The 22,769-nt window shown below is 68.2% G+C and carries 20 protein-coding genes; 9 read left to right on the top strand and 11 right to left on the bottom strand.

All coding sequences use genetic code 11. From position 1 onward, the window contains the following. Positions 1-84: 84 nt before the first annotated feature. From queC to ASE31_RS04230, 3 genes are all read right to left on the bottom strand, one after another. Positions 85-792 (bottom strand): 7-cyano-7-deazaguanine synthase QueC, encoded by a 708-nt coding sequence (gene queC, locus ASE31_RS04235; RefSeq protein WP_057200302.1) that lies wholly within the window; start codon positions 790-792, stop codon positions 85-87. Between the two features lie 91 nt (positions 793-883). Continuing rightward, positions 884-1,030 carry a hypothetical protein gene (locus ASE31_RS32175; RefSeq protein ID WP_007860492.1) on the bottom strand — a complete coding sequence of 49 codons (147 nt, stop codon included), beginning with the start codon at positions 1,028-1,030 and terminating at the stop codon, positions 884-886. Between the two features lie 169 nt (positions 1,031-1,199). Further along, positions 1,200-2,399, bottom strand: a complete 1,200-nt coding sequence (locus tag ASE31_RS04230) for a threonine ammonia-lyase (protein ID WP_057200782.1) — start codon at positions 2,397-2,399, stop codon at positions 1,200-1,202. Between the two features lie 210 nt (positions 2,400-2,609). On the opposite strand from ASE31_RS04230, the gene ASE31_RS04225 reads away from it, so the two are divergent. Both ASE31_RS04225 and ASE31_RS04220 read left to right on the top strand, forming a co-directional pair. Then, positions 2,610-3,707: a serine hydrolase gene (locus ASE31_RS04225; protein ID WP_082604048.1), complete on the top strand. Its 1,098-nt coding sequence runs from the start codon at positions 2,610-2,612 to the stop codon at positions 3,705-3,707. Beyond that, the gene (locus ASE31_RS04220) at positions 3,646-4,713 is read left to right on the top strand and encodes a serine hydrolase (protein ID WP_057200300.1); all 1,068 of its coding nucleotides are present in this window, start codon (positions 3,646-3,648) and stop codon (positions 4,711-4,713) included. The genes ASE31_RS04225 and ASE31_RS04220 overlap by 62 nt, the downstream gene beginning before the upstream one ends. Before the next feature lie 4 nt (positions 4,714-4,717). Here the strand turns inward: ASE31_RS04220 and recQ are convergent, their stop codons facing one another. Continuing rightward, positions 4,718-6,601 carry a DNA helicase RecQ gene (gene recQ / locus ASE31_RS04215; protein ID WP_235514254.1) on the bottom strand — a complete coding sequence of 628 codons (1,884 nt, stop codon included), beginning with the start codon at positions 6,599-6,601 and terminating at the stop codon, positions 4,718-4,720. 157 nt (positions 6,602-6,758) lie between these two features. Here recQ and ASE31_RS04210 point away from each other — a divergent pair, with 157 nt between their 5' ends. From ASE31_RS04210 to ASE31_RS04195, 4 genes are all read left to right on the top strand, one after another. After that, entirely contained in the window at positions 6,759-7,823 is a 1,065-nt protein-coding gene (locus tag ASE31_RS04210; RefSeq protein WP_057200298.1) for a homocysteine S-methyltransferase family protein, read from the top strand. A 138-nt stretch (positions 7,824-7,961) separates the two neighbouring features. Beyond that, entirely contained in the window at positions 7,962-8,885 is a 924-nt protein-coding gene (gene ttcA, locus ASE31_RS04205) for a tRNA 2-thiocytidine(32) synthetase TtcA (protein WP_057200297.1), read from the top strand. A 31-nt stretch (positions 8,886-8,916) separates the two neighbouring features. Continuing rightward, entirely contained in the window at positions 8,917-10,341 is a 1,425-nt protein-coding gene (gene yegQ / locus ASE31_RS04200) for a tRNA 5-hydroxyuridine modification protein YegQ (RefSeq protein ID WP_057200296.1), read from the top strand. Between the two features lie 2 nt (positions 10,342-10,343). Beyond that, entirely contained in the window at positions 10,344-11,687 is a 1,344-nt protein-coding gene (locus tag ASE31_RS04195) for an SH3 domain-containing protein (RefSeq protein ID WP_057200295.1), read from the top strand. A 24-nt stretch (positions 11,688-11,711) separates the two neighbouring features. Here the strand turns inward: ASE31_RS04195 and ASE31_RS04190 are convergent, their stop codons facing one another. Further along, entirely contained in the window at positions 11,712-12,308 is a 597-nt protein-coding gene (locus ASE31_RS04190) for a hypothetical protein (RefSeq protein ID WP_057200294.1), read from the bottom strand. Positions 12,309-12,417: 109 nt separating this feature from the next. Between ASE31_RS04190 and ASE31_RS04185 the strand changes: the two genes are divergently transcribed. Next, positions 12,418-13,518: a hypothetical protein gene (locus ASE31_RS04185; RefSeq protein ID WP_057200293.1), complete on the top strand. Its 1,101-nt coding sequence runs from the start codon at positions 12,418-12,420 to the stop codon at positions 13,516-13,518. Between the two features lie 4 nt (positions 13,519-13,522). Here the strand turns inward: ASE31_RS04185 and ASE31_RS04180 are convergent, their stop codons facing one another. From ASE31_RS04180 to ASE31_RS04160, 5 genes are all read right to left on the bottom strand, one after another. Next, complete coding sequence (locus tag ASE31_RS04180; protein ID WP_057200292.1) at positions 13,523-14,917, bottom strand: MFS transporter; 1,395 nt, start codon at positions 14,915-14,917, stop codon at positions 13,523-13,525. Continuing rightward, a complete protein-coding gene (locus ASE31_RS04175) occupies positions 14,914-16,533 on the bottom strand; it encodes a class I adenylate-forming enzyme family protein (protein ID WP_057200291.1) in 1,620 nt (539 codons plus the stop codon). The genes ASE31_RS04180 and ASE31_RS04175 overlap by 4 nt, the downstream gene beginning before the upstream one ends. Positions 16,534-16,806: 273 nt before the next feature. Next, positions 16,807-18,129 (bottom strand): Glu/Leu/Phe/Val dehydrogenase, encoded by a 1,323-nt coding sequence (locus ASE31_RS04170; RefSeq protein ID WP_057200290.1) that lies wholly within the window; start codon positions 18,127-18,129, stop codon positions 16,807-16,809. 183 nt (positions 18,130-18,312) lie between these two features. Beyond that, on the bottom strand, positions 18,313-19,182 hold the full coding sequence (locus ASE31_RS04165; RefSeq protein ID WP_057200289.1) for a PPK2 family polyphosphate kinase: 870 nt from the start codon (positions 19,180-19,182) through the stop codon (positions 18,313-18,315). A gap of 23 nt (positions 19,183-19,205) precedes the next feature. Further along, positions 19,206-20,204, bottom strand: a complete 999-nt coding sequence (locus tag ASE31_RS04160; RefSeq protein ID WP_057200288.1) for a GlxA family transcriptional regulator — start codon at positions 20,202-20,204, stop codon at positions 19,206-19,208. Between the two features lie 90 nt (positions 20,205-20,294). Here ASE31_RS04160 and ASE31_RS04155 point away from each other — a divergent pair, with 90 nt between their 5' ends. Further along, a complete protein-coding gene (locus ASE31_RS04155; RefSeq protein ID WP_057200287.1) occupies positions 20,295-21,080 on the top strand; it encodes an MBL fold metallo-hydrolase in 786 nt (261 codons plus the stop codon). Here ASE31_RS04155 and ASE31_RS04150 read toward each other — a convergent pair. Next, entirely contained in the window at positions 21,066-22,043 is a 978-nt protein-coding gene (locus ASE31_RS04150; protein WP_057200286.1) for a LysR family transcriptional regulator, read from the bottom strand. The genes ASE31_RS04155 and ASE31_RS04150 overlap by 15 nt on opposite strands. Before the next feature lie 75 nt (positions 22,044-22,118). Between ASE31_RS04150 and ASE31_RS04145 the strand changes: the two genes are divergently transcribed. Next, positions 22,119-22,607 (top strand): PACE efflux transporter, encoded by a 489-nt coding sequence (locus ASE31_RS04145; protein ID WP_057200285.1) that lies wholly within the window; start codon positions 22,119-22,121, stop codon positions 22,605-22,607. Positions 22,608-22,769 lie beyond the last annotated feature (162 nt).

Genomic DNA, 22,769 nt, shown 5'->3' with positions numbered 1-22,769 from the left:
ATGAATCTACCGCCCGCTTGTCTGTCAGACAGGGTCTAAATCCATGCAAAAATTGCATGGGGTTATGTCTTTCAAATGGGTGCTTCAGGCGCCAGTCGAGCCTACCCAGCGCTCGTAGCCGGCCTTGCGCAGGGCGCAGGCCGGGCAGGTGCCGCAGCCGTAGCCCCAGGCATGGCGCTCGCCGCGCACACCGTGGTAGCAGGTGTGCGATTGCTCCAGCACCACGTCCACCAGCGCCTGCCCGCCCAGGTCCTTCGCCATTTGCCAGGTGTCGGCCTTGTCCAGCCACATCAGCGGGGTCTCGAAGGTGAAGCGCTGGCCCATGCCCAGCGACACGGCCACCTGCAGCGCCTTCAGCGTGTCGTCGCGGCAGTCCGGGTAGCCTGAGAAGTCCGTCTCGCACATGCCGCCCACCAGGGTGTGCAGCCCGCGCCGGTAGCCCACGGCGGCCGCCAGGTTGAAGAACAGCAGGTTGCGCCCGGGCACGAAAGTGTTGGGCAGGCCGGCGGCGGTCATCTGGATCTCGGTCTCGCTGGTCAGCGCCGTGTCGCTGATGCGGCCCAGCACCGCCAGGTCGAGCATGTGGTCCTCGCCGAGCCGGCCAGCCCATTGCGGAAAGCGCTCGCGCACGGCCGCGAGGACGGTCTGGCGGGCCGTGAGCTCGATGTGGTGGCGCTGGCCATAGTCGAAGCCGACGGTCTCGACATGGGCGAAGTGCGTGAGCGCCCAGGCCAGGCAGGTGGTGGAATCCTGTCCACCGGAGAAAAGAACCAATGCGCTTCCGGGTCTCATGGGGCAGCTCCTGGGGGTTGAAGAAAAAAGGACGAAAAAAAGCCCCGCTGCGCGGGGCTGCCATGGACGCGTGTGGGGCGCTCCGTGGCGATCAGGCCATGTTCACGGCGATGAACGCCAGCAAAAACATCATGATGCCGCCCACCACGGGCAGCACGATGGGCATCAGCGGCACCACGTTTTCCACGGCGTCGGCCGGATGCTCTTCAGGGGCGTGGGGGGTATTGTGGTCGGACATGCGGGGCTCCAGATGCTTAAAACTTGCGCAATTCTAGCCGGAGTGGGAGGCAGGACCAACTCCCTCATACGGATTTGCATTTGATCGTATAACTAGGCGGGAGCCGCAGACAGTGCTGTAGCACGGCAAGGCGAACCAACGACGTTATACGGTTGAAGGCAAATCCGTATCAGATCAGCACGGCTTCCATGCCCCCATCGTGCAGGTGTTGCAGCACCTCTTCGATATGGGCCTTGCCCCGCGTCTGCAGCACCAGTTCGATCTCCACATTCTGCGCGGCCAGCATGGTGAAGGCGCGCTGGTGGTGCACCTCCTCGATGTTGGCGCCCGTGTCGGCCACCATGGCCGTGATGCGTGCCAGCACGCCCGGGATGTCGCGCGCACTGACCTTGACGCGTGCCAGCCGGCCCGAGCGCACCATGCCGCGCTCGATGATGGCCGCCAGCAGCAGCGGGTCGATATTGCCCCCGCACAGCACCAGCCCCACCTTCTTGCCCTTGAAGCGCTCGGGGTAGCGCACCAGTGCCGCCAGGCCGGCGGCGCCGGCGCCCTCGACCAGGGTCTTTTCGATCTCCAGCAGCATCAGCACCGCCTGCTCGATGTCGCCTTCGTCCACCAGCACCAGGTCGTCCACCAGGCGCCGGATGATCTCCTGCGTGATCTTGCCGGGCGTGCCCACGGCAATGCCTTCGGCGATGGTCGAGGTGCCTTGCGGGTGCTGCGTGCCCTGGATGGCGTTGACCATGGCCGGGAAGCGCGAGGTCTGCACGCCGATGATCTCGATGTCCGGGCGGATCGCCTTGGCCGCGGTGGCCACGCCCGAGATCAGGCCGCCGCCGCCCACCGCGATCACCAGCGCGTCGAGGTCGGGCACGGCCGCCAGCATCTCCAGCCCCAGCGTGCCCTGGCCGGCAGCCACGGCCTCGTCGTCGTAGGGGTGCACGAAGGTCAGGCTGCGCTGCTCGGCCAGTTGGTAGGCATGGGCGCGCGCTTCTTCGAGCGTGTCGCCGTGCAGCACGACCTCGGCACCGAAGCCGCGCGTGCGCTGCACCTTCACGCCCGGTGTGAAGCGCGGCATCACGATCACCGCATGCAGCCCCAGGCGCTGCGCATGGTAGGCCACCCCCTGGGCATGGTTGCCGGCGCTCATGGCGATCACGCCGCGTGCCTGTTCTTCAGCGCTCAGCTGCACCAGCTTGTTGCAGGCCCCGCGCTCCTTGAAGGAGGCCGTGAACTGCAGGTTCTCGAACTTGAGGAACACCTGGGCGCCCACGATCTGGGAGAGCGTCTTGGACTCGACGCACGGGGTGTCGAGCACATGGCCCCGGACGCGGGCGGCGGCGGCTTGGATGTCGTTAAGGGTCAGCATGGGTGCCATTGTGGCGCCCCGCAGCGCCTTTTGCGACAGGCTCGCTTCTCAGGGCGGTGGAATGCCATGCACGGATTCTTGACTCGGTAACCCCTCGGATCACAGTGTGTTACCGGCCCCACGAGGGGCGGGGTGTACCTTTGCGGGTTTACGGAGGTGCCCGCCATCGCCCGTCCAAAGGCTTTTTTCCATTCGTTGACGCTGTCCGCCATGGCGCTGGTTGTGGGCTCTGCGCATGCTCAGGGCGCCCCGTCACCGCGTCCTGCCTGGCCTGAACTGCTGCAGGCCGAACTCACCCAGGTGGCGGCGCAGAACACCGCCGGCATCGGCGTCTACGTGCGCGATCTGGAGAGCGGAATCGCTGTGTCCCATCGCGGCCAGGAGCGCTGGTACCTGGCCTCCACGGTGAAGGTGCCCGTGGCGCTGGCGGTGCTGCAGGCCGTGGAGCGGGGCGACTTCACGCTGGATACCAGGCTGCGCGTGCGTGCTTCCGACTACGTGGACGGTGCGGGCCATACCAACGCCAAGCCCGTTGGGGCGGCGCTGAGCATCCGCTATCTGCTGGAACAGATGGTCATCTACAGCGACAACACGGCTAGCGACATGCTGATCGGGCTGGTCGGCATCCGTGCCGTGAATGCGCTGGTCGAGCAGCTCGTGCCCCGGGGATTCGAGCGCATCACCAGCCTGGCCGACGTGCGCCGCCACGCCTATGGCTACCTCACGCCGCAGGCATCGCACCTGTCCGGCCATGACTTCCTGGTGATCAAGCAGCAGCGCAGCGATGCGGACCGGGTGCAGGTGCTGTCGCGCCTGCTGAACGTGCCCGCCGCGTCCTTCCTGCTGCCAAGCGTGGGCGATGCCTTCGAGGCCTACTACGCCAGCGGCCTGAACTCGGGCCGGCTGGATGCCTATGCCGACCTCCTGGAGCTGCTGGTCAACGGCAAGGTGCTCCATGCCGCGCACACCCGCTACCTGCTGTCGGTCATGGAGAGGGTGCAGACGGGGGTCCACCGCGTGCAGGCAGGCCTGCCCAAGACGGCTCGCTTTGCGCACAAGACCGGCACGCAAAGGGCGCGCACATGCGACTCCGGATTGGTCACTGTCCCACGCCTGGGCCGCGACCAGCGGGTTATCGTGGTTGCCTGTACGCGTGGAGAGCTGTCCAGCGCGCGTTCAGACCGTGCCCTGCGCGACGTGGGGGCGGCCCTGTGCAACTCTGGCCTGCTGACCGACGGAAGAACCCATGACCCAGAGTGCCCTCCCGTTGCGCGCGTGGTGCACCGCGCTGATCCTGGCGAGCGCTAGCCTGACGGCGCATGGCGCCGCGTGGAGCGACGCGCTGCGCCAGCAGATCGAAAAAATCGACCAGGCCACGCCGGGGCAGCTCGGGGTCTACGTCAAGCGGCTGGACACTGGCGAGGTGCTGTCTTACCAGGCTGACCGGCCCTGGTACCTGGGCTCCTCGGCCAAGCTGCCGGTGGCCATTGCCCTGCTGCAGGAGGTCGAGCAGGGAAAACACAGCCTTGCCGAGCAGGTGACGTTGCAAGACACGGACAAGGTTGACGGCTCGGGCAACGTGGTCTGGAACAAGGCCGGCACCCGCTACCGCTTGGACGCATTGCTCAAGCGCATGCTGATGGAGAGTGACAACACCGCCGCCAACATGCTGATCCGCACCATCGGCGACGACACGCTCAACCGCCGCGCGCGCGACCTGCTCGGTGCCAAGGGGGTCGAGCGCATCACCGATTTCACGCAGGTGCGCTACGACGTGTATGCCGAGTTGCACCCCGGTGCGCGCAAGATGGCCAACATGGACCTGGTGCGGCTGGCTTCCGCACCGATGGGGCCGAAGCGCGTGGATGCGCTGGCGCGCACCATCGACGTGGCCACGACCGACTTGCGCGTGAAGACCATGGACGAGGCCTACGCCCGGTACTACGCGCGCGGGCTCAATTCCGCACCGCTTACGTCCTACGGCGGCATGCTGGAAAAGCTGGTCACCGGCAAGCTGCTCTCGCCCGCGCACCAGCAGCGCCTGTTCACCGACCTGAAGTACGCCACCTACGACGCCTACCGGCTCGAAGCCGGCCTGCCGCGCAGCGAGCGCTTCATCCACAAGACGGGCACCCAGCTGCACCGCGCCTGCCACATGGGCGTGGTCAACCCGCAAGACGGCGGCCGTGCCGCCATCGTGGTGGCCACCTGCGCCGAGGACCTGGACGAGCATGGCGAGGCCGGCAGGGCCTTCGAGCAGATCGGCCGGGCCCTCACGCAGACCTTCTTTCCGGGCAAGAAGCCCGGCCGCTGAAGCCCTACTGCGCGCAGACGCGCAGCACCTCGCTGCCGTAGGCTTCCAGCTTCTTGGCACCCATGCCGCTGATGCCCTGCAGGTCTTCCAGGGTGGCAGGGTTGCGCTCGGCGATGGCCGCCAGGGTGGCGTCGTGGAAGATCACGTAGGCCGGCAGGTTGTGCTCCTTGGCCACCTCGGCGCGCCAGGCCTTGAGGTTGATGAAGCGCACCTGCGCATCGGGCCCCAGGTTGGCGGCGGCGGCCGGTGGCGCGCTGCCCTTGCGGGTGCGCTTGGCTGGCGCGGCCGACACCGACTCGCGCAGTTGTACCGGTACCTCACCCTTGAGCACGGCGCGCGAGCCTTCGGTGAGGCACAGGGTGTCGAAGCTGTGGCCGCTGTCGAGCATCACTTTCTGCAGGCCCAGGGCGCCGGTGGCGATCAACTGGCGTAGCACGCCGCGCAGCTGGGGCTCTGACAGGTCGGCCCCGATGCCGAAGGTGGAGATCTTCTCGTGCCCGAACTGCAGCACCTTCTCGGTCTGCTTGCCGCGCAGGATGTCCATGATGTGGCCGGCACCAAAGCCGATGCGGCTGACCTGCTGCACCCGGTAGATGGTGGACAGCAGCTTGCGCGCCGCGTCGGTCGCATCCCAGATGGCGGGGGGCGTGAGGCAGTTGTCGCAGTTGCCGCAGGGGGTGGACGCTTCGCCGAAATAGGCCAGTAGCCGAACACGCCGGCAGTCGGTGGCTTCGGCCAGGGCCAGCAGCGCGTCGAGCTTGCCGCGCAGCGCCTGCTTGAACTCCTCGCCCGCGGGGCTCTCGTCGATCATGCGGCGCTGGTTGACCACGTCGTTCAGGCCGTAGGCCATCCAGGCATCGGCGTTCAGGCCGTCACGCCCGGCGCGGCCGGTCTCCTGGTAGTAGCCCTCGATGTTCTTGGGCATGTCCACGTGCGCCACGAAGCGCACGTCCGGTTTGTCGATGCCCATGCCGAAGGCGATGGTGGCCACCATCACGATGCCTTCTTCGCGCAGGAAGCGGTCCTGGTTCTTCTGGCGCACCTTGGTGTCAAGGCCTGCGTGGTAGGGCAGGGCGGTGAGGCCCGCGTCGCTCAGGGTCGAGGCCAGTTCCTCCACGCGCTTGCGCGACTGGCAGTACACCACGCCGGCTTCGCCCGCGTGCTCGCGCTCGATGAAGCGCAGCAGCTGTGTGGTGGCGTCCTTCTTTTCCTCGATGCGGTAGCGGATGTTGGGGCGGTCAAAGCTGCTGATGAACAGCCGCGCGTCCTCGAGCTGCAGGCGCTCGATGATGTCGGCGCGCGTGAGGTCGTCGGCCGTGGCGGTGAGCGCGATGCGCGGCACGCCGGCATAGCGCTCGTGCAGCACCGTGAGTGCGCGGTACTCGGGGCGGAAGTCGTGGCCCCACTGGCTCACGCAATGCGCCTCGTCGATGGCGAAGAGCGACAGGTGCCCCTCGTTGTAAAGGCTGTCGAGCAGGCCCAGGAAGCGCGGCGTGTTCAGCCGCTCGGGCGCCGCATACAGCAGGGTGATGGCGCCGGTCTGCAGGCGAAATTCCACGTCCTGCGCTTCGTCGAAGCTCAGCGTGGAGTTCAGGAAGGCCGCGTCCACCCCTGCCTCGTGCAGGGCGCCCACCTGGTCGTGCATCAGCGCGATCAAGGGCGAAATGACGATGGTCACCCCGCGGCCCTGCTGCTGGCGCACGATGGCCGGCACCTGGTAGCACAGCGACTTGCCGCCGCCCGTGGGCATGAGCACCAATGCGTCGCTGCCGCCGATCACGTGCTCGACGATGTCCTGCTGGGGGCCCCGGAACTGCTCGTAGCCAAAGACGTCGTGCAGGACGGTGTGGGCGGGTGACGGGGCGGATGACAAAGGACGAGAAGACAAACGAATACTCGGGTTTAAGGGCCGTTGGCGCTTTTTCAGCAAGCGATGGCAGCCAGTTGTATCAATGGGGCCTGGCAGATGCCATTTGGCCTGTTGCGCGGCAGGCGCATATTGTGCGCTGCATGCGGGGCGCGGCCGCACTTTCTACAATAGGGGGATGCAAGCCCTCCACTACACCCGCGCCCAGCAGCTGCCCGACATCCTCGCCCAACGCATCGCCATCCTCGATGGCGCCATGGGCACCATGATCCAGCGCTTCAAGCTGGGCGAGGCGCAGTACCGGGGCGAGGGCTACACCGGCCCCGGCGGTGCGGGCGACCGGTTCAAGGACTTTCCGCGCGACGTCAAGGGCAACAACGAGCTCTTGAGCCTCACGCGGCCCGATGTGATCAGCGACATCCACGAGCGCTACCTGGCCGCCGGTGCCGACCTGATCGAGACCAACACCTTCGGCGCGACCACCATCGCGCAAGAGGACTACAAGATGGCCGACCTGGCGCGCGAGATGAACCTCAAGTCGGCGCAGCTGGCCCGCGCCGCCTGCGACAAGTACAGCACGCCCGACAAGCCGCGCTTCGTGGCCGGCGCCCTGGGCCCCACGCCCAAGACGGCCTCCATCAGCCCCGACGTGAACGACCCCGGCGCGCGCAACGTCGACTTCGAGCAGCTGCGCGCCGCCTACTACGAGCAGACCGAGGCGCTGGTCGAGGGCGGCAGCGATGTGCTGCTGGTCGAGACCATCTTCGACACCCTGAACGCCAAGGCCGCTCTGTTTGCCATCGACGAGTATTTCGAGAACAGCGGCCAGCGCCTGCCGCTGATCATCAGCGGCACCGTCACCGATGCCTCGGGACGCATCCTCTCGGGCCAGACCGTGACGGCCTTCTGGAACAGCGTGCGCCACGCGCGCCCGCTGGCCATCGGCCTGAACTGCGCCCTGGGCGCCACGCTGATGCGCCCCTACATCCAGGAACTGAACCGCGTGGCGGGCGATACCTTCATCAGCTGCTACCCGAACGCCGGCCTGCCCAACCCCATGAGCGACACCGGCTTCGACGAGACGCCCGAAGTTACGAGCCGGTTGGTGCACGAGTTCGCGGCCGAGGGGCTGGTGAACATCGTCGGTGGATGCTGTGGCACCACGCCCGACCACATCGGCGCGATTGCGCGCGCTGTGGAGACGGTACCGGCGCGCCGCATGTTCTACGCCGCCGAGGCCTGAAAACCGGGGCCTTTGCGCCCGATCTGTACGAAAATCGGGCAGGGGCGACGGGTCTTCCGTTGCCCTGCGCCATGCCAACGTGGCATTTTGGATCGCAGCCAAGTGTTCTGGCCGCGGCCGTGCTTTCTTGCCTGCCCCATGCTGACCGACTCCCCCGCCTTGCCCTCCGACGCCGAAATAACTGCCCATGCGGGGAGCCCCAGCGGCGCCGACCGCGAGGCCATCAAGCTCGAAAAGCGCCTGGTGCGCCAGGTAAGCCAGGCGATCACCGACTTTGGCCTGATCGCCGATGGCGACAAGGTCATGGTCTGCGTCTCGGGCGGCAAGGACAGCTACGGCATGCTCGACGTGCTGCGCATGCTGCAGCAGCGCAACGGCCACCGCTTCGAGCTCGTCGCCGTCAACCTCGACCAGAAGCAGCCGGGCTTTCCGGCCCAGGTGCTGCCCGGGTACCTCGCGGAGCTGGGCGTGCCCTTCCACATCGAGACGCGCGACACCTACAGCGTGGTCAAGCAGCATGTGCCCGAGGGCAAAACGATGTGCAGCCTGTGCAGCCGCCTGCGCCGGGGCATCCTCTACCGCGTGGCCGACGAGCTGGGCTGCACCAAGATCGCGCTGGGCCACCACCGCGACGACATGCTGCAGACCTTCTTTCTCAACATGTTCTTCGGCGGCAAGCTCAAGGGCATGCCGCCCAAGGTGCAGAGCGACCGGGGCGATCACGTCATTATTCGCCCGCTGGCCTATGTGGCCGAAGCCGATCTCACGCGCTGGGCCGAGCTGCGCGAATTTCCCATCATCCCCTGTACCCTGTGCGGCAGCCAGGAGAACCTGCAGCGCAAGCAGATCGGGCAGATGCTGCGCGACTGGCAGCAGCTGTACCCCGGCCGCATCGAGAACATGGCCGTGGCGCTGCGCAACCTGGTGCCCTCGCACTTCATGGACCCGCGCCACTTCGACTTCCAGGGCCTGGTGGCCAACGGCGTGGCCGATGCCGATGGCGACAAGGCCTTCGATGGCGAGCAATTCCCGCAGGCCATCGCCATGCCGGTGCCGCGCTGAACCCCACACAACCCGATTGGATGGCCCCCCGATGACCGCCCTCAAAGCCCCTGAACTGCTGCTGCCCGCCGGCTCGCTCGACAAGATGCGCGCAGCCTACGATTTCGGTGCCGATGCCGTGTACGCGGGCCAGCCGCGCTACTCGCTGCGCGCGCGCAACAACGAGTTCCGCCTGGAGCAGATCCGCCAGGGCATCGCCGAGGCGCATGCGCGCGGCAAGAAGTTCTTCGTGACCAGCAACCTGATCGCGCACAACGACAAGATCCGTACCTACCTGCGCGACATCGAGCCCGTGATCGACATGAAGCCCGACGCCCTGATCATGGCCGACGCCGGCCTCATCATGATGGTCAAGGACAAGTGGCCCGATGTGCCGGTGCACCTCTCGGTGCAGGCCAACACCACCAACTGGGCGGCCGTGAAGTTCTGGCAGAAGATGGGTGTGGAGCGCGTCATCCTCTCGCGCGAGCTGAGCCTGGACGAGATCGCGCAGATCCGCCAGGAATGCCCCGACATGGAGATCGAGGTATTCGTGCACGGCGCGCTGTGCATCGCCTATTCGGGCCGCTGCCTGCTCAGCGGCTACTTCAACCGCCGCGACCCGAACCAGGGCACCTGCACCAACGCCTGCCGCTGGGGCTATGCCACGCATGGCGCCGATGTGGACCCGACCACGGGCGAAGCCGTGGCGCAGAAGATGGAGGCCGGCTTCGACTTCGCCACCGCCCAGCAGGAGGCCGAGCAGTCGTTCTCTACCTGTGGCGACGGCGCACGCCACCCGGCGGCCGACCAGGTCTATCTGCTCGAAGACCTGGGCCGGCCCGGCCAGCTCATGCCCATCATGGAAGATGAGCACGGTACCTACATCCTCAACAGCAAGGACCTGCGCGCCGTGGAGCATGTGGCGCGCCTGGCGCAGATCGGCGTGAATTCGCTCAAGATCGAAGGCCGCACCAAGAGCCTGTACTACGTGGCGCGCACCGCGCAGGTGTACCGCCGCGCCATCGACGACGCCGTGGCCGGCCGGCCCTTCAACCCCGAACTGCTGGTCGAGCTCGAAGGCCTCTCGAACCGCGGCTACACCGGCGGCCTGCTCGAGCGCCGCCCCAGCCAGGATTACCAGAATTACCTCAGCGGCCATTCGGCCACGCAGCGCAGCCAGTTCGCAGGCGAAGTGCTGGGCGCCGACGGCCAGGACGCCGTGGGCCTCGTCGGCGACTGGGTGCAGGTGGAGACCAAGAACCACTTCGCCGTGGGCGACCTGCTGGAGGTGGTGCACCCGAGCGGCAATGTGCAGTTGCGGCTCGAGCGCATGCACGACATGCACGGCCAGCCCGTGGCCGTGGCCCAGGGCAATCCGGTGCGTGTGTGGATTCCGCTGCCCGCGCGCTATGCGGGCGCCCTGCTGGCGCGGGTGGTGGAGCAGCCGGCCTCCGCGCCCGAACTGGTGGCCTGAGCATGCGACTGCGCTCTGTCTGCTCTGTGGCCGTAGGGCTCGCCGGGTCGGCCCTGTGGGTGCACGGCGCGGCGGCGCAGCAGACGGCACCCGAGGTGCGCCACGTGCAAGGCTCGTGGGTCAACCTGCGCGAGGCCCCGCGCGCCGATGCGCGCGTGCTGGCCCAGGTGCCCGCCAACACCGTGCTGCAGCAGTTGGCCGAGCGCGATGGCTGGTGCGAGGTGTCCTACCGCGGCGATCCGCGCCTGAATGCCGGCGGCAAGGGCGCACTGGCTTCCCCCCTGCCGCTGCAGGCGCACGTGGCCTGCAACCTGCTCGCGCCGGCACCCCTGGCGCTGGTGCAGGCAGCGAAAGACCCGGCACGCGCCTTCTGGGTGGCGCCGTCGCCCAAGCGGCTGCGCGCCTATGGCAATGCCTTGCCCCGCCCCGCCGCGTTGCAGATGCCGGCACTGATCAAGACCCATGCGTTGGGGGCCGAGGTGCGCTATCCGGCCCGGCCCGAGTTCGAGGCCGCCAAGCGGCTGCTGCGCGCCGGCGTACTGCTCGACCCAACGAACGAGATCGCGCGCGGCAAGCCGGTGGACCCGGTGGCCGATATCAGCATCCCGGGGGTACGCCTGGCGCTCAAGCCCATCGCGCCCTCGCGTTTCAAGCGCCATGGCGAGGTGGCGCTGCTGCACGACACCGAGGCCGATGGTCTGGCGGCGGTGGCGGGCAGCCGCCTTGCAGTTGTCCCCACGGATGTGCCCATGGGCGGCCACAACCGCCACAACGGCCCGGAGATCGAATTCGTCACGGGTTTCTGGGACGTGGGCGCGGCCTATCTTGTCTTCGATCCTCCGCTCACGATCTACGCGATCACGCACCAGGGCTTGGTGGGCGCGCAGGGCCTGCGCAAGCGCACCTGGATGATCGACAACGGGGATTTCTATTGCGGGGGCCACTACACCGGCCCCGGGTTCGAAGACCCGCCCGCCGGCGGTGGCGACGAATTGGTCAACGTGAAGGGCTATGCACGCCTGTCTGACACGGCCCAGGTTCTCACCCGCCTGGTAACCGCCACAGCCCTGCCCGCCAGCGCGGTAGCCGTGCAGGCGCGGCGCCACCCCAAGGAATGGACCATTGCGGCCAGCCCTCCCGAGGTGCCCCAGCCCGTGCGCATCCAGACCGCCGTGGTGGCCTACGAGATCGACCTCGACCGCGACGGCATTGCCGACATCCTGCGCATCGAGATTCCGTCCAAGGGCGAGATGTCGGGCCAGCCGGTATTCACGCACCACTGGTACCTCAACGTCGGCGGCCAGTGGTTCCGGGCCGGCCACTGGGTGGACCAGGAATGCACCTGACCAGCCGGGGCTGAGCAGGCGGGGTCAGCCAGCGCGCGCCGGCTGGCGCAGCAGTGCTGCCAGCACCAGCGTTTCGGCCAGGACCTCGAAAACCTCCTCGAAGGTTGCCAGCTCCGGGGGCACCCCGGGCCACTGGTCGACCGCAATCGCCCACAGGCCCATCAGCAGGCCGGCCCACATCAGCGCCTGCGTGCTGCGGTGGACGAGAGCCCGGTGCAGCCAGGCCAGGGTGGCCGCACCGACCAGGCCCACGGCCAGCATCGGTGCCTCGCGCACCCAATGCGAATGGCAGGCGGTGGTCCATTCGATGCAGCGGAATTTCCACAGTTCGTGCAGCATGAACTGCTCGTCCAGCGCCAGCGCGCCAAAGGCCAGCACCAGCCAGATCCCCAGTGGCCGGGGCAGGGCGCGTTCGGCGGTCAGCCGCAGGGCGGTGACACCCAGCGTGAGCAGCAGGGCGCTTGACAGCCAGGAGGCTGGGGATGCGTCGGAGCGCAAGGCGCGCTCCCAACTGGGCGCGAACAGGCAGGCGCTCAGCAGCAGGAAGCCGGCCACTGCGGCAAGCACGGCCGGAGCGACCCAGGCATGGGGTGGTGGTGCAGGCGAGGGTGGGAGGGTCATGGTGGCGAGGGCTGGCCGAATTCTGACGCAGGCAGGGGGCCCCGGGTGCGGCCGCCCTGTTCATCGGCACTGAATCGCTCCAGAATCAGGCGTCTACCCACAGTCCCGCATGGCCACCCCCATCGACTCCTCCCGCCCTGGCGCCTTGCCGCCCGTGGCCCAGTTCCTGGCAGAGGCCGCGCTGCAGCGGCAGTCTTCGCTGCTCGGGCTGGACAAGCCGACTGCGGTGCGCGCGCCGGTCCCGGTGGCCGACCCCGCAGGGAGCCCTGTGCCGTCGCCTTCCGCCGCGCCGGTCCCTCCTTCGGCACCAGCAGCGGCCCCGGCCGACAAGGCCAGTATCTCGGCCCAGGCGCGGGGCCAGCTGGGCGCAGGGTTTGACCCGCGCCAGGCCTTGCCGGCCGGCGGCGCTGATGCCAGCGCGGCGGCGCGGACCTCGCTGCCGATACTGCCGTCTGCGGGGGCGCCCTTGGCGGCGTCCCAGACTGTGCCGGCTACCGGCACGGCGCTGCTCGCTGCGGCCATCTGGCCCGCCGAGGGCCTCGACGCGCCCGTGCTGCGCATGGTGAGCGCCATGGTGGCGCAACTGACCGGGGGCGGCGGCATGCCGCAGCGGGTGGTCGCCGCCCAGCCCTGGCCCGTGGGCCTGGCCCATGCACTCGAAAGAGGCGACGCCGACCCCGGGCAACCGCCGCTGCAGACCTGGCTGGTGCGCCAGGGCACGGTGCAGACTCCCGAAGGGCCGCGCGGCTTTGCACTGACCTTGCGCATGCCCGTGCCCTGGATGGCATCGCAGTCGGCACCCTCTGCCGTGGCATCGCCCCCGCCGGCGCCGCTGCAGTTACCGTTCTCCGGTAACGCGCAGTCCTTGCAATCGGGGGTGTTTGCGCTGGTGCTGCAGGGGCCGGAGGCGGTCGCTGCGCGCACCAGCGCGCTGCTGGTGCTGGACTTCCAGGCCCAGTTGCCCGCCGCGGTCTACGGCCGTGAAATGCTGCTGCCGCAAGCCCAGCGCCTGGACCCCTGGACGCAGATGGCCGTGCTGCAGGCCAGCGGCCACCTGCCCACCGAGGAAGCCCGCGAGCGCGACCGGCCGATGTGCGAGGTGTCTGGCTGCCCTTATGCGGGGCGATCCGCCTGCGCGCAGCCGTTCTGCCTGGCCCTGCGCTGGGTGGAGCCCGTCGTCCCCGTCCGGCCGGCCGGTCCCGGGGCCTGAAGTCTCAGCCAGCGATCTGGCTGTCGCGCACATCGCCCACACTGCGGCGTATCTCGCCGTGGCGTGCGCGCGTGATCGGGTAGGCCAGCAGCAGCGGTATCGCCAGCGCCAGGCACAGCGCGGGCAGCGGGCCGGTCATGAGCCGTATGCCGCCCAGCGCCTGGGCTGACTGGGCCACGTTGGGCACGTAGTGCGTCAGGTCGAGCACGGCCGCAACGACCACCGTGGCCAGGGTGCGCGCGATCTTGTCCACCAGGCCGAACAGGCCGTAGTACATGCCGGTGGTGCGCTCGCCTGCGAGCATGTGGCCGTGGTCGATGGTGTCGGGCACCATCGCGAACGGCACGATCCAGTGCGCACCCATGCCGACGCCGATCAGCGCCAGCACGACCGGCACGGCCCCCTGCTGGCCCGGCCCGATCCAGTACAGCGTCAACAGGCCGGTGGCGCTGAACACCAGGCCCAGCAGGTAGGCCCGGTTCTTCTCCCAGCGGTCCACCACGCGCTTCCAGACGAACAGCGAGATGCCCACCACCCCGAGCAGGATGGCCATGAGCCGCGGCAGATCCCCCTGCGTGCCCTGCAACTGGTAGATGACGAAGTAGGCCAGCGCGCCCTGCACCAGCGTCAGGCCCAGGCGCACCAGGCCGGCGGCGCCGACCAGCAGCAAGAAGGGCCGGTTGCGCAGCGTGCCCAGCAGGGTGCGGCGCACCGAGTCCCAGGCAGGGGCCGGCTCGGCTGTGGCCTCCTCGACTGCGGGTTCTCGCACGCGCCAGGCCACCACGGCCACCGCCATGCCGGCCACCAGGCCGAAGCAGGCACCCGCCAGCGCATAGCCCGTGCGCGCATCGGGCGCGGCCCGCACCAGCACGGGCATGAGCACGCTGCCCGCGAAGAAGCCCAGCAGCGCACCCAGCGAGGCAAAAGCCGTGAGGCTGGTGCGCTCGTCATAGTCGCGCGTGAGGTTGGCGGCCATGGCCTGGTAGGGCAGTTGCACCAGCGTCATCAGCGTGTCGAACAGCGTGTAGGTTATGGCAATCCACAGGAAGGCGGCCACGGGCGAGAGGCCCGGCGGCACCATCCACACCGCCGCCGACACCACGGCCAGCGGAATGGCGCCGTAGATGAGGTACACCCGGTGGCGGCCCCAGCGCGAGCGCGTGCGGTCCGTCACCCAGCCGAACAGCGGGTCGTTGATGGTGTCCCACACCTTGCCCACCAGCAGCGCGGCGCCCGCCACCGCCGGCGGTACCAGGGCCACGTCGGTGTAGAAGATCATGAGCAGAAAGCCCATGGCGGCGATCAGCATTTGCAGGCCCACATTGCCCACGGCATAGCTGAGCTTGGTGCCCAGCGTGAGCGTGGTGGTGGTGGCCTGCGCGGCGGTGGGCCCGCTCACAGTGCGTGCGCCAGTTCGGCCACGGGCTCCTCGGCGTTCAGCATGGCGCGCACTTCGCGGCGCAGCATCTTGTTGAGGAAGCTGCGCGGGATTTCGGGCACGATGCGCACGCGGTCGGGCTGCAAGGCCGCGGACAGGTTCTCGCCCATGTACTCGGTGATGTCGTGCTCCAGCGCGCGCCAGCTGTGCTCGGTGCGCCAGCTCTGGCGCAGGCTCACCACCAGCACGGCCTGCTCGCCGTGCTGCACCAGGCAGCATTCCTTGACGGCTGGGTGCTGGTGCGTAACCTCTTCCACCTCGCGCGGATTGAGCATGCGGCCGTCCTTGTGCACGCGGTCGGCGCTGCGGCCCAGCACGTGCAGGTAGCCCTCCTTGTCGAAGTAGCCCATGTCGCCCATTACTACCCAGCCGTCGCGCAGGGTCTCGGCCGTCTTCTCGGGGTCGTGCCAGTAGCGCTCGAAGCTGACCGGCGTCTTCACCGTGATGAGGCCTGTGGACCCCAGGGGCAGGGGGTTGAAGGCGTCATCGCGCACCACCACCTCCACCCCGGGCATCACGCGGCCCACGGAGGACAGGATGTGGAGGCCCACCGGCGCGCCGCTCGCGTCCACATGTTCGTGCGGCAGCAGCCAGGTGATGGGCGGCAGCGCCTCCAGGCAGCCGTAGCCCTGCTGGAAGATGGGTCCGAAGTGGCGGATCGCCTCGGCGATCTTGGGCGCGGGCATCATCTCCGAGCCATAGGGCACGTGCGTGAGCGAGGCCAGGCGGTAACGCGGCAGCTCCGGGTCGTCCAGCAGGTCGATGATGGCCGAGGGCGAGAGGAAGGCGCGCGAGACCTTGTGGCGCTCGATCAGCCCGGCCAGCGTGGCCGAGCGGAAGTTCTCGGGCATCACCAGCACCGCGCCCGAGAGCAGCGTGGGCAGCACCAGGCCCGAGCCCGGCCCCGTCAGCGGCAGGCCCAGCATGTTGATGTCCTGGCCGCTGGCGGGAGGCGTGAAGTTGATCGACTGCGCGATGAAGCGCACGCTGTCCAGGTATTTGCGGTGGGTATAGCCGATGGCCTTGGGCAGCCCCGTGGTGCCCGAGGTCATGTGCAGTGCGAACACCTCGTCCTCGTGCACCTTGGCCGTGCCGCGCGTGGGCGTGGCCTGGGCCAGCGCGTCCTCGTAGGGCTTGCCCAGGGCCAGGATGTGCAGGCCGGGCATGCGCTCGCGCACGGTGGCCAGAATGGGTGCGCTCAGCGCCGGGTCGTGGATGAACACCGTGGGCTTCACGCGCAGCAGCGTATCGAGCGCCGCCTGCGCCGACAGGTGTTTGTGGAAGCTGGCGAAGATGGTGCCGTTTTCGAACGTGGCCAGGCGCGTCTCGTACTGCTCGCCGGTCTCGGGCAGCCAGGTGAATACGATGTCGCCCTGCTTCACGCCCTGCGCCTGCATCCAGCCATTCAATCGCAGCACGCGCTCATGCAGCTGTTTATATGTGAGGGTGCCGCGCCGGTCGATGAGGGCGCGTTTGTTGCCGTGCAGGCGGTAGGCCAGGCGGGCCACCGAGCGGGCGGTGCGCAGGCGGCTCAGCATGAAGCGCGCCATGACGCTGCGCAGGGAGGGAATGGCCACCGTGGTCTCCTGGGATTGCCGAATGCAAAGCAGTCTCCCATGTGGCCCCCGGTGCAATCATTTCCATTTGTTGGCCTGCGTATCTGCCTGTTTCACGGCCCGCCAAGCGGTTGCATCGTGCCGACAACAGGCGTGAACGAGGGCACGGGGCGTCGCCCGCGCGCAACAGCCCTGCCCATGAAAAAACCGCCAGGGCCGGGGTGCGGCGCTGGCGGTTGCTTTGGACCTGAAAGCTGCCGGGTGGGCCGCTTCAGTCCGGAGAACGGCGCAAGCTCATGGATACAGGCCGCGCATTTCGCGGGCATGCAGGATGCGCTGGCAGGCCACGATGAAGGTGGCGGTGCGCAGGCTCACCTTGTGCTCCTGGGCCACCTGCCACACGCCGGCAAAGGCGTCCTGCATGATGCGCACCAGACGGGCGTTGATCTCGTCCTCGCTCCAGAAGAAGCTGGAGAAATCCTGCACCCATTCAAAGTAGCTCACTGTCACACCGCCGGCGTTGGCGATCACGTCGGGCAGCACCAGCACGCCCTTGTCGTGCAGGATGTCGTCCGCCTCGGGGGTGGTGGGGCCGTTGGCGCCCTCGATCACCAGCTTGGCCTTGATCTGGCCGGCGTTGTGCTCGGTGATCTGGCCTTCCAGCGCGGCAGGGATCAGGATCTCGCAATCCACGCCCCAGAATTCCTCGGGCTTCATGGCTTCGGCACCGGCAAAGCCGCCCACGCCACCACGGATCTTCACGTGGGCCAGCAGGGCCGGCACATCAAGGCCCTTGCCGTTGAAGATGGTGCCGGTGTGGTCCTGCACGGCCACCACCTTGGCACCAGCTTCGGCAAACAGTTTGGCTGCGATGCCGCCCACGTTTCCGAAGCCCTGCACCGCCAGGCGGGCACCTTCGAGTTGCAGGCCGGTGAGCTTGGCGGCTTCCACACCCACGGTGAACACGCCGCGGCCGGTGGCTTCCACGCGGCCCAGCGAGCCGCCCAGGTCCACGGGCTTGCCGGTGACCACGCCGGTGGCGGTGGAGCCGGTGTTCATCGAGTACGTGTCCATCATCCAGGCCATGATCTGGCCGTTGGTGTTCACGTCGGGTGCCGGGATGTCCTTGGTGGGGCCGATGATGATGCCGATCTCGCTGGTGTAGCGGCGCGTCAGGCGTTCCAGTTCACCCATGGAGAGCTTCTTGGGGTCCACGCGGATACCGCCCTTGGCACCGCCGTAGGGCACGTTCACCGCCGCGTTCTTGATCGACATCCAGGCCGACAGGGCCATCACTTCCGACAGTGTCACGTCCTGGTGGAAGCGCACGCCGCCCTTGCCGGGGCCACGCGAGGTGTTGTGCTGCACGCGGTAGCCCTCGAAGTGGGCGATGGTGCCGTTGTCCAGCTCGATCGGCACATCCACGATCAGCGCGCGCTTGGGGCGCTTGAGGGTTTCCACCCAGCGGGCCAGGTGCCCCAGGTAGGGCGTGACGCGGTCTACCTGCTGCAGGTAGATGCCCCAGGGCCCGAGGTTGTCGGCCTGCAGGTACGAAGGCAGGGTGTGGACGGCGCCCAATTTGGAGGGGGTGGCCGGCGCGCCGGAAGATTGCGACATGGTGAATTTCCTTGTGGGATAAGTTCAAGCCACGAAGCTTATTCCTGCCCCGCAAGCCTGTCCAAGGCCGGAGTGTTACAGGATTATGCAATCGATGCATAACCTTGAAAAGACGATCTTGGCCTTCGCCGAGTCTGTGCAAAGGGGTCGTGCCAGTGCCCCTTCGCGGCAGATAGGGCCGCCTCACTCCACCTTGAAATCCGCCAGCAGCGGATCGCCCGGCGGATAGCGCAGGTCCAGGTTCTGCAGCACCTGGCGCAGCACGCTGGCGATCATCAGGTTGCGGTGGGTCTTGGAGTCGGCCGGCACGATGGTCCAGGGTGCCCAGGGCGTGTGCGTTGCGTTGAGCAGGGTGTCATAGGCCCGGCGGTAGTCCTTCCACTGCTTGCGCACCTCGATGTCGCCCATGCTGAACTTCCAGTGCTTGGCCGGGTCGTCCAGCCGCTCCTGCAGGCGCAGGCGCTGCTCCTCGGGGCTGATGTGCAGCAGAAACTTGAGCACGATGGTGCCCGTCTCGCTGAGCATGCGCTCGAAGTCGTTGATGTGGGCCAGGCGCTGCTGTTGCTGTTCGGGCGTGATCCAGCCGTTGACCACGGGCACCAGCACGTCCTCGTAGTGGCTGCGGTTGAAGACCGTGATGTCGCCCGCCTGCGGCACCTGCTGGTGGATGCGCCAGAGGTAGTCGTGCGCGCGTTCGGTCTCGGTGGGCGCCTTCCAGCCGATGGTGTGCACGCCCAGTGCGCTCATGCGGCCGAACACGCCGCGGATGGTGCCGTCCTTGCCCGAGGTGTCGGTGCCCTGCAGCACCACCAGCAGCTTGTAGCGCTTGTCGGCATAGAACAGGTTCTGCAACTCGTCGAGCTCCAGCGCGAGGGCCTCCACGGCGGCCTTGTCTTCGGTCTTGCTGCCCAGCGAGAACGGCTTGGCTCCTGGATCCCAGTCGGCCAGGGCAGAGGTCTTGCCTTTCTTGCCGCCCGCCTTGGGCTGCCAGGCCGACCAACGCTCGCCGAAGGCCTTGCTGCTGCTCTGGAAGGGAGGGGTCATGGTGTGCATCTCCAGTGGTTTGAAAGGGGGTATCAATGGTTGCCGTGGGCCATGCGGTAGGCCATGGGGGTCTGGCCTACCGCATGGGTAAAGGCCCGGTGCAGGCCGGCCTCGCTGGCAAAGCCCAGGTCCTGGGCGATGCGCTTGAGCGGATGGCGGGTCTGGCACAGGGCATCTGCGGCCTGCCGCAGCTTGATGCGGCGCATCCAGTGTGCCGCAGACAGGCCCGTGTGCTCGCGCACCCGCCGCGCCAGGGTGCGGGTGGACAGGTGCATGGCCGCCGCCAGATCGGCCAGGCACAGGCCCTGGGCCGGGCTGCGCTGCACCCAGAGCATGGCGCTGCGCAGCGCGGGCTCTGCCTGGGCCATCAGGTCCAGCCCGGCAAACACCGGGTGGGTGGCGCGCGGGCGGGGCAGCATCAGCACCTCTTGCAGGTCCTGCACCGCCTGGGGTGGTAGCCGTGCCGCCAGCGCATGCAGCATCAGCGGCAGGTAGCCGCTGGCCCCGGCGGCGGTGGTGGCCGCTGCGTGCGCCACAAGGGGTTCATCGAAGCGCCACTGCACGGCCGTGAACTCCTGCTGCAACGCCGCCTGCAGCCACCAGGTGGCCGTGGCCGTGTGGCCATCGAGCCGGCCGCTGGCGGCCAGCAGCACCACGCCGGCGCAGTAGCTCCACGCCTGCGTGCGGCGCGGCAGGGCGCGCAGCGCCCGCACCAGGGGCTGCAGGGGGCGCAGCTGGGCCTGCACCTCGTCAGGTGACGACAGCCACAGGCCCGGCACCAGCACGGCATTGGCCTGTGCCTGCGCGAGGATTGCGGTGGGCGCCAGTGCCGGCCCCTGCCATGTGGGGACCGGCTGGAGGTCCAGGCCCACCCACTGCACGTCGAACAGCGGCCGGCCCGCGCGCAGGTTGGCCGCGCGCGCCATGTCGGCCGTAGCGAACAGGCCTGCCGGCATGCAGCCCTCGTACAGCAGCAGGGCCAGGCGCAGGGGGCGCGCGGGGAAAGGGGAATCAGTGTCCGGGCGTGGCATGGATTGGCAATAAATTGTCCATTCCAGCCATTTTCACCAGACGCACGCCTTTGAACAATAGGGCTTCATCCATTGCACCTGCAACCACCCATGAAGATCACCCAATTGCGCAACGCCACCATCGTGCTGGAATTCACGGCCCAGGGCGCGCCCGTGGCCCTGCTGGTCGACCCCATGCTCTCGCGCCAGGGTGGCCTGCCCACGCTGCGCTACCTGGGGGGCACGCGCCGCCGCAACCCCATCGTGGAGCTGCCCGAAGTAGCCGATGCCGTGCTGGGCCGCGTGACGCATGCCCTCATCACCCATTGCCAGCGCGGCCACTTCGACCACCTGGATCGGGCGGGCAAGCAGTTCCTGCGCGGGAGAGGCACGCCTGTGGTCTGCATGCCCCGCGATGCGGACTACCTGGCCACGCGCGGCCTGGTGGCACAGCCGCTGGTGGGCACCGGCCGCCAGCCCTTTCTGGGCAGTGGGCACATCACGCCCATTGCCTGCCTGCACGGGCGCGGCTGGGTCGGCCGCCTCATGGAGCATGGCCATGGCTACCTGATCGAGATGCCGGGCGAGCCCAGCGTCTACATCGCCGGGGACACGGTGCTTACCCCCGAGGTGCGCGACTGCCTCACCCGGCTGCGCCCCGAGGTGGCCGTGCTGCCGGCTGGCGGAGCGCGCTTCGACCTGGGGGGCGAGATCCTCATGGATGGGAAAGACATGATCGAGGCTTGCACCCTGGCACCCGGCATGGTGGTGGCCAACCACCTGGAAGCGCTGGACCATTGCCCCACCACGCGGTCCGGCCTGGCGGCCCTGGCCGCAGATGCCGGTGTGCAGGAGCGGCTGTGGATCCCTGAGGACGGCGAGTCACGCGTGTTCTGATGCGGACGTGGAGCAGACCTGCTCGGCGGGATGCCCGGCCCGGTGTGCGTCGTGCGACATCAGCGCCACGAAGCGCCGCGCGCCCAGGCCCAGCGGCCGCTCCTTGGACCAGACCACGTCCACCCACAGAGCCGTGCCGTTGCTCAGGTTCTCGAACGGCATCTCCACCAGCGTGCCTGCGTCAATGCGCGGCTGCACCAGGGCACGCGGCTGCCAGCCCCAGCCCAGGCCGGCCTCGATCAGGCCCAGGGCGGCCAGGTGGTTGTCGGTACGCCAGTGGTGGCGCGCGAAGACGAAGCGCCGGTCGATCTGCGCCAGGTCGCGGCTGGCCACCACGATCTGCCGCGTGGTCGTGAGGTGCTCCTCGCGCAATTGCGCCTCCCCGGCCGGCTGGCCGCGCTCCGTGGAGGCTTCGCGCGCGGCCTGCAGCACCGGGTGGTCGGGCGCCATCACCGCCACCAGGGTTTCGCTTCCTACCTCCTGGAAGCCTTCGCGCCCGTCGATGCTGGGGCGTTCGAACACCAGCGCCAGTTGCGCGCGCCCGGTGTGCAGCAACTCGAGCGCATCGACCTGGGGCGCGGCCAGCACCTCCACCTGCAGCAGCGGGTACTCGCGCGCCAGGGCGGCGATCGGCTCGGTCCAGCGCGATGCCAGCAGCTCGGGTGCGATGGCCACCGTGAGCCGTTCCTCCAGCCCCTGGGTGAGCGACAGCGCCTGGGCGTTGAGTTGTTGCAACTGGCCAGCCAGCAGCCGCGCCTGGGGCTCCAGCGCCCGTGCGGCGGCGGTGGGCCGGGGCTCACGGCCACTGCGGTCGAAGAGCGGCATGTCCAGCTCCGCCTCCAGATGAGCAATTGCCATGCTCACGGCCGAGGGCACGCGCGAGAGGCTGCGCGCCGCCGCCGAGAAGGAGCCCTGGTCCAGCACGGACAGGAAGACCTGGATGTTGTCCGACGAAAAAGCCATAGAGGGCTCAATCTATCAGAAAAACTGACACAAGCTAACTTTTTATATCAGCCTCTGGCACATACAGTCCTGCCCATGGAATCGCAGAACACCACCACTTCCCTGACAGCAACCCAGACCGCCGCCGGCCTGCAGGGCGTCAAGCGCCGCGTCGTCTACGTCACGCTGTACGAACTCATCGCCATTGCAGCCGCCACGGCGGGGCTGGCCTTTCTCTCGGGGCAGGGCGCGGCGCATGCCGGCGTGATCGCTGCCGTGGCAGCCCTGATCGCCGTGGCGTGGAACGTGTTGTTCAACTGGGCTTTCGAGCGCTGGGAGGCGCGGCAGGAGGTGCGCGGGCGCAGCGCAGCCCGCCGCGTGGTGCATGCCGTGAGCTTCGAGATGGGCCTGGTGATCACCCTGGTGCCGATCTTCGCCTGGTGGTTCCAGATCAGCCTGTGGCAGGCACTGGTGATGGACATCGGCATGATCGTCTTCTTCCTGTGCTACACCTTTGTCTTCAACTGGGTGTTCGACCACGTGTTCGGCCTGCCCGCCAGTGCGCAGGGGGCTGCACAGGTCTGACGCCGCACGCAATGTGCGCTTTGTTACCCGGGGGATGCACAGGCTGCTTAGGGCGTGTCATCATTCATTTCACCCCCGCGAAAGCCTGCAGCGCGGTGCAGTGCAAGGCGCCCTGAGTGCCGTGTAGCACGGCTACACAAACGAAGGGCAACGCCGCAATGC

The sequence above is a fragment of the Acidovorax sp. Root217 genome (genome assembly GCF_001428645.1).
Classification (GTDB): Bacteria; Pseudomonadota; Gammaproteobacteria; order Burkholderiales; family Burkholderiaceae_C; genus Acidovorax.
Note: the sequence above shows the minus strand (reverse complement) of the source record. Positions and strands in the feature narration are given on the sequence as shown.

What these genes read in the sequence shown, in the direction of transcription:
- queC (WP_057200302.1), bottom strand. Translation starts at nt 792, where the DNA reads ATGAGACCCGGAAGCGCATTGGTTCTTTTCTCCGGTGGACAGGATTCC.
- ASE31_RS32175 (WP_007860492.1), bottom strand. Translation starts at nt 1,030, where the DNA reads ATGTCCGACCACAATACCCCCCACGCCCCTGAAGAGCATCCGGCCGAC.
- ASE31_RS04230 (WP_057200782.1), bottom strand. Translation starts at nt 2,399, where the DNA reads ATGCTGACCCTTAACGACATCCAAGCCGCCGCCGCCCGCGTCCGGGGC.
- ASE31_RS04225 (WP_082604048.1), top strand. Translation starts at nt 2,610, where the DNA reads ATGGCGCTGGTTGTGGGCTCTGCGCATGCTCAGGGCGCCCCGTCACCG.
- ASE31_RS04220 (WP_057200300.1), top strand. Translation starts at nt 3,646, where the DNA reads ATGACCCAGAGTGCCCTCCCGTTGCGCGCGTGGTGCACCGCGCTGATC.
- ASE31_RS04210 (WP_057200298.1), top strand. Translation starts at nt 6,759, where the DNA reads ATGCAAGCCCTCCACTACACCCGCGCCCAGCAGCTGCCCGACATCCTC.
- ttcA (WP_057200297.1), top strand. Translation starts at nt 7,962, where the DNA reads ATGCTGACCGACTCCCCCGCCTTGCCCTCCGACGCCGAAATAACTGCC.
- yegQ (WP_057200296.1), top strand. Translation starts at nt 8,917, where the DNA reads ATGACCGCCCTCAAAGCCCCTGAACTGCTGCTGCCCGCCGGCTCGCTC.
- ASE31_RS04195 (WP_057200295.1), top strand. Translation starts at nt 10,344, where the DNA reads ATGCGACTGCGCTCTGTCTGCTCTGTGGCCGTAGGGCTCGCCGGGTCG.
- ASE31_RS04190 (WP_057200294.1), bottom strand. Translation starts at nt 12,308, where the DNA reads ATGACCCTCCCACCCTCGCCTGCACCACCACCCCATGCCTGGGTCGCT.
- ASE31_RS04185 (WP_057200293.1), top strand. Translation starts at nt 12,418, where the DNA reads ATGGCCACCCCCATCGACTCCTCCCGCCCTGGCGCCTTGCCGCCCGTG.
- ASE31_RS04170 (WP_057200290.1), bottom strand. Translation starts at nt 18,129, where the DNA reads ATGTCGCAATCTTCCGGCGCGCCGGCCACCCCCTCCAAATTGGGCGCC.
- ASE31_RS04165 (WP_057200289.1), bottom strand. Translation starts at nt 19,182, where the DNA reads ATGCACACCATGACCCCTCCCTTCCAGAGCAGCAGCAAGGCCTTCGGC.
- ASE31_RS04160 (WP_057200288.1), bottom strand. Translation starts at nt 20,204, where the DNA reads ATGCCACGCCCGGACACTGATTCCCCTTTCCCCGCGCGCCCCCTGCGC.
- ASE31_RS04155 (WP_057200287.1), top strand. Translation starts at nt 20,295, where the DNA reads ATGAAGATCACCCAATTGCGCAACGCCACCATCGTGCTGGAATTCACG.
- ASE31_RS04150 (WP_057200286.1), bottom strand. Translation starts at nt 22,043, where the DNA reads ATGGCTTTTTCGTCGGACAACATCCAGGTCTTCCTGTCCGTGCTGGAC.
- ASE31_RS04145 (WP_057200285.1), top strand. Translation starts at nt 22,119, where the DNA reads ATGGAATCGCAGAACACCACCACTTCCCTGACAGCAACCCAGACCGCC.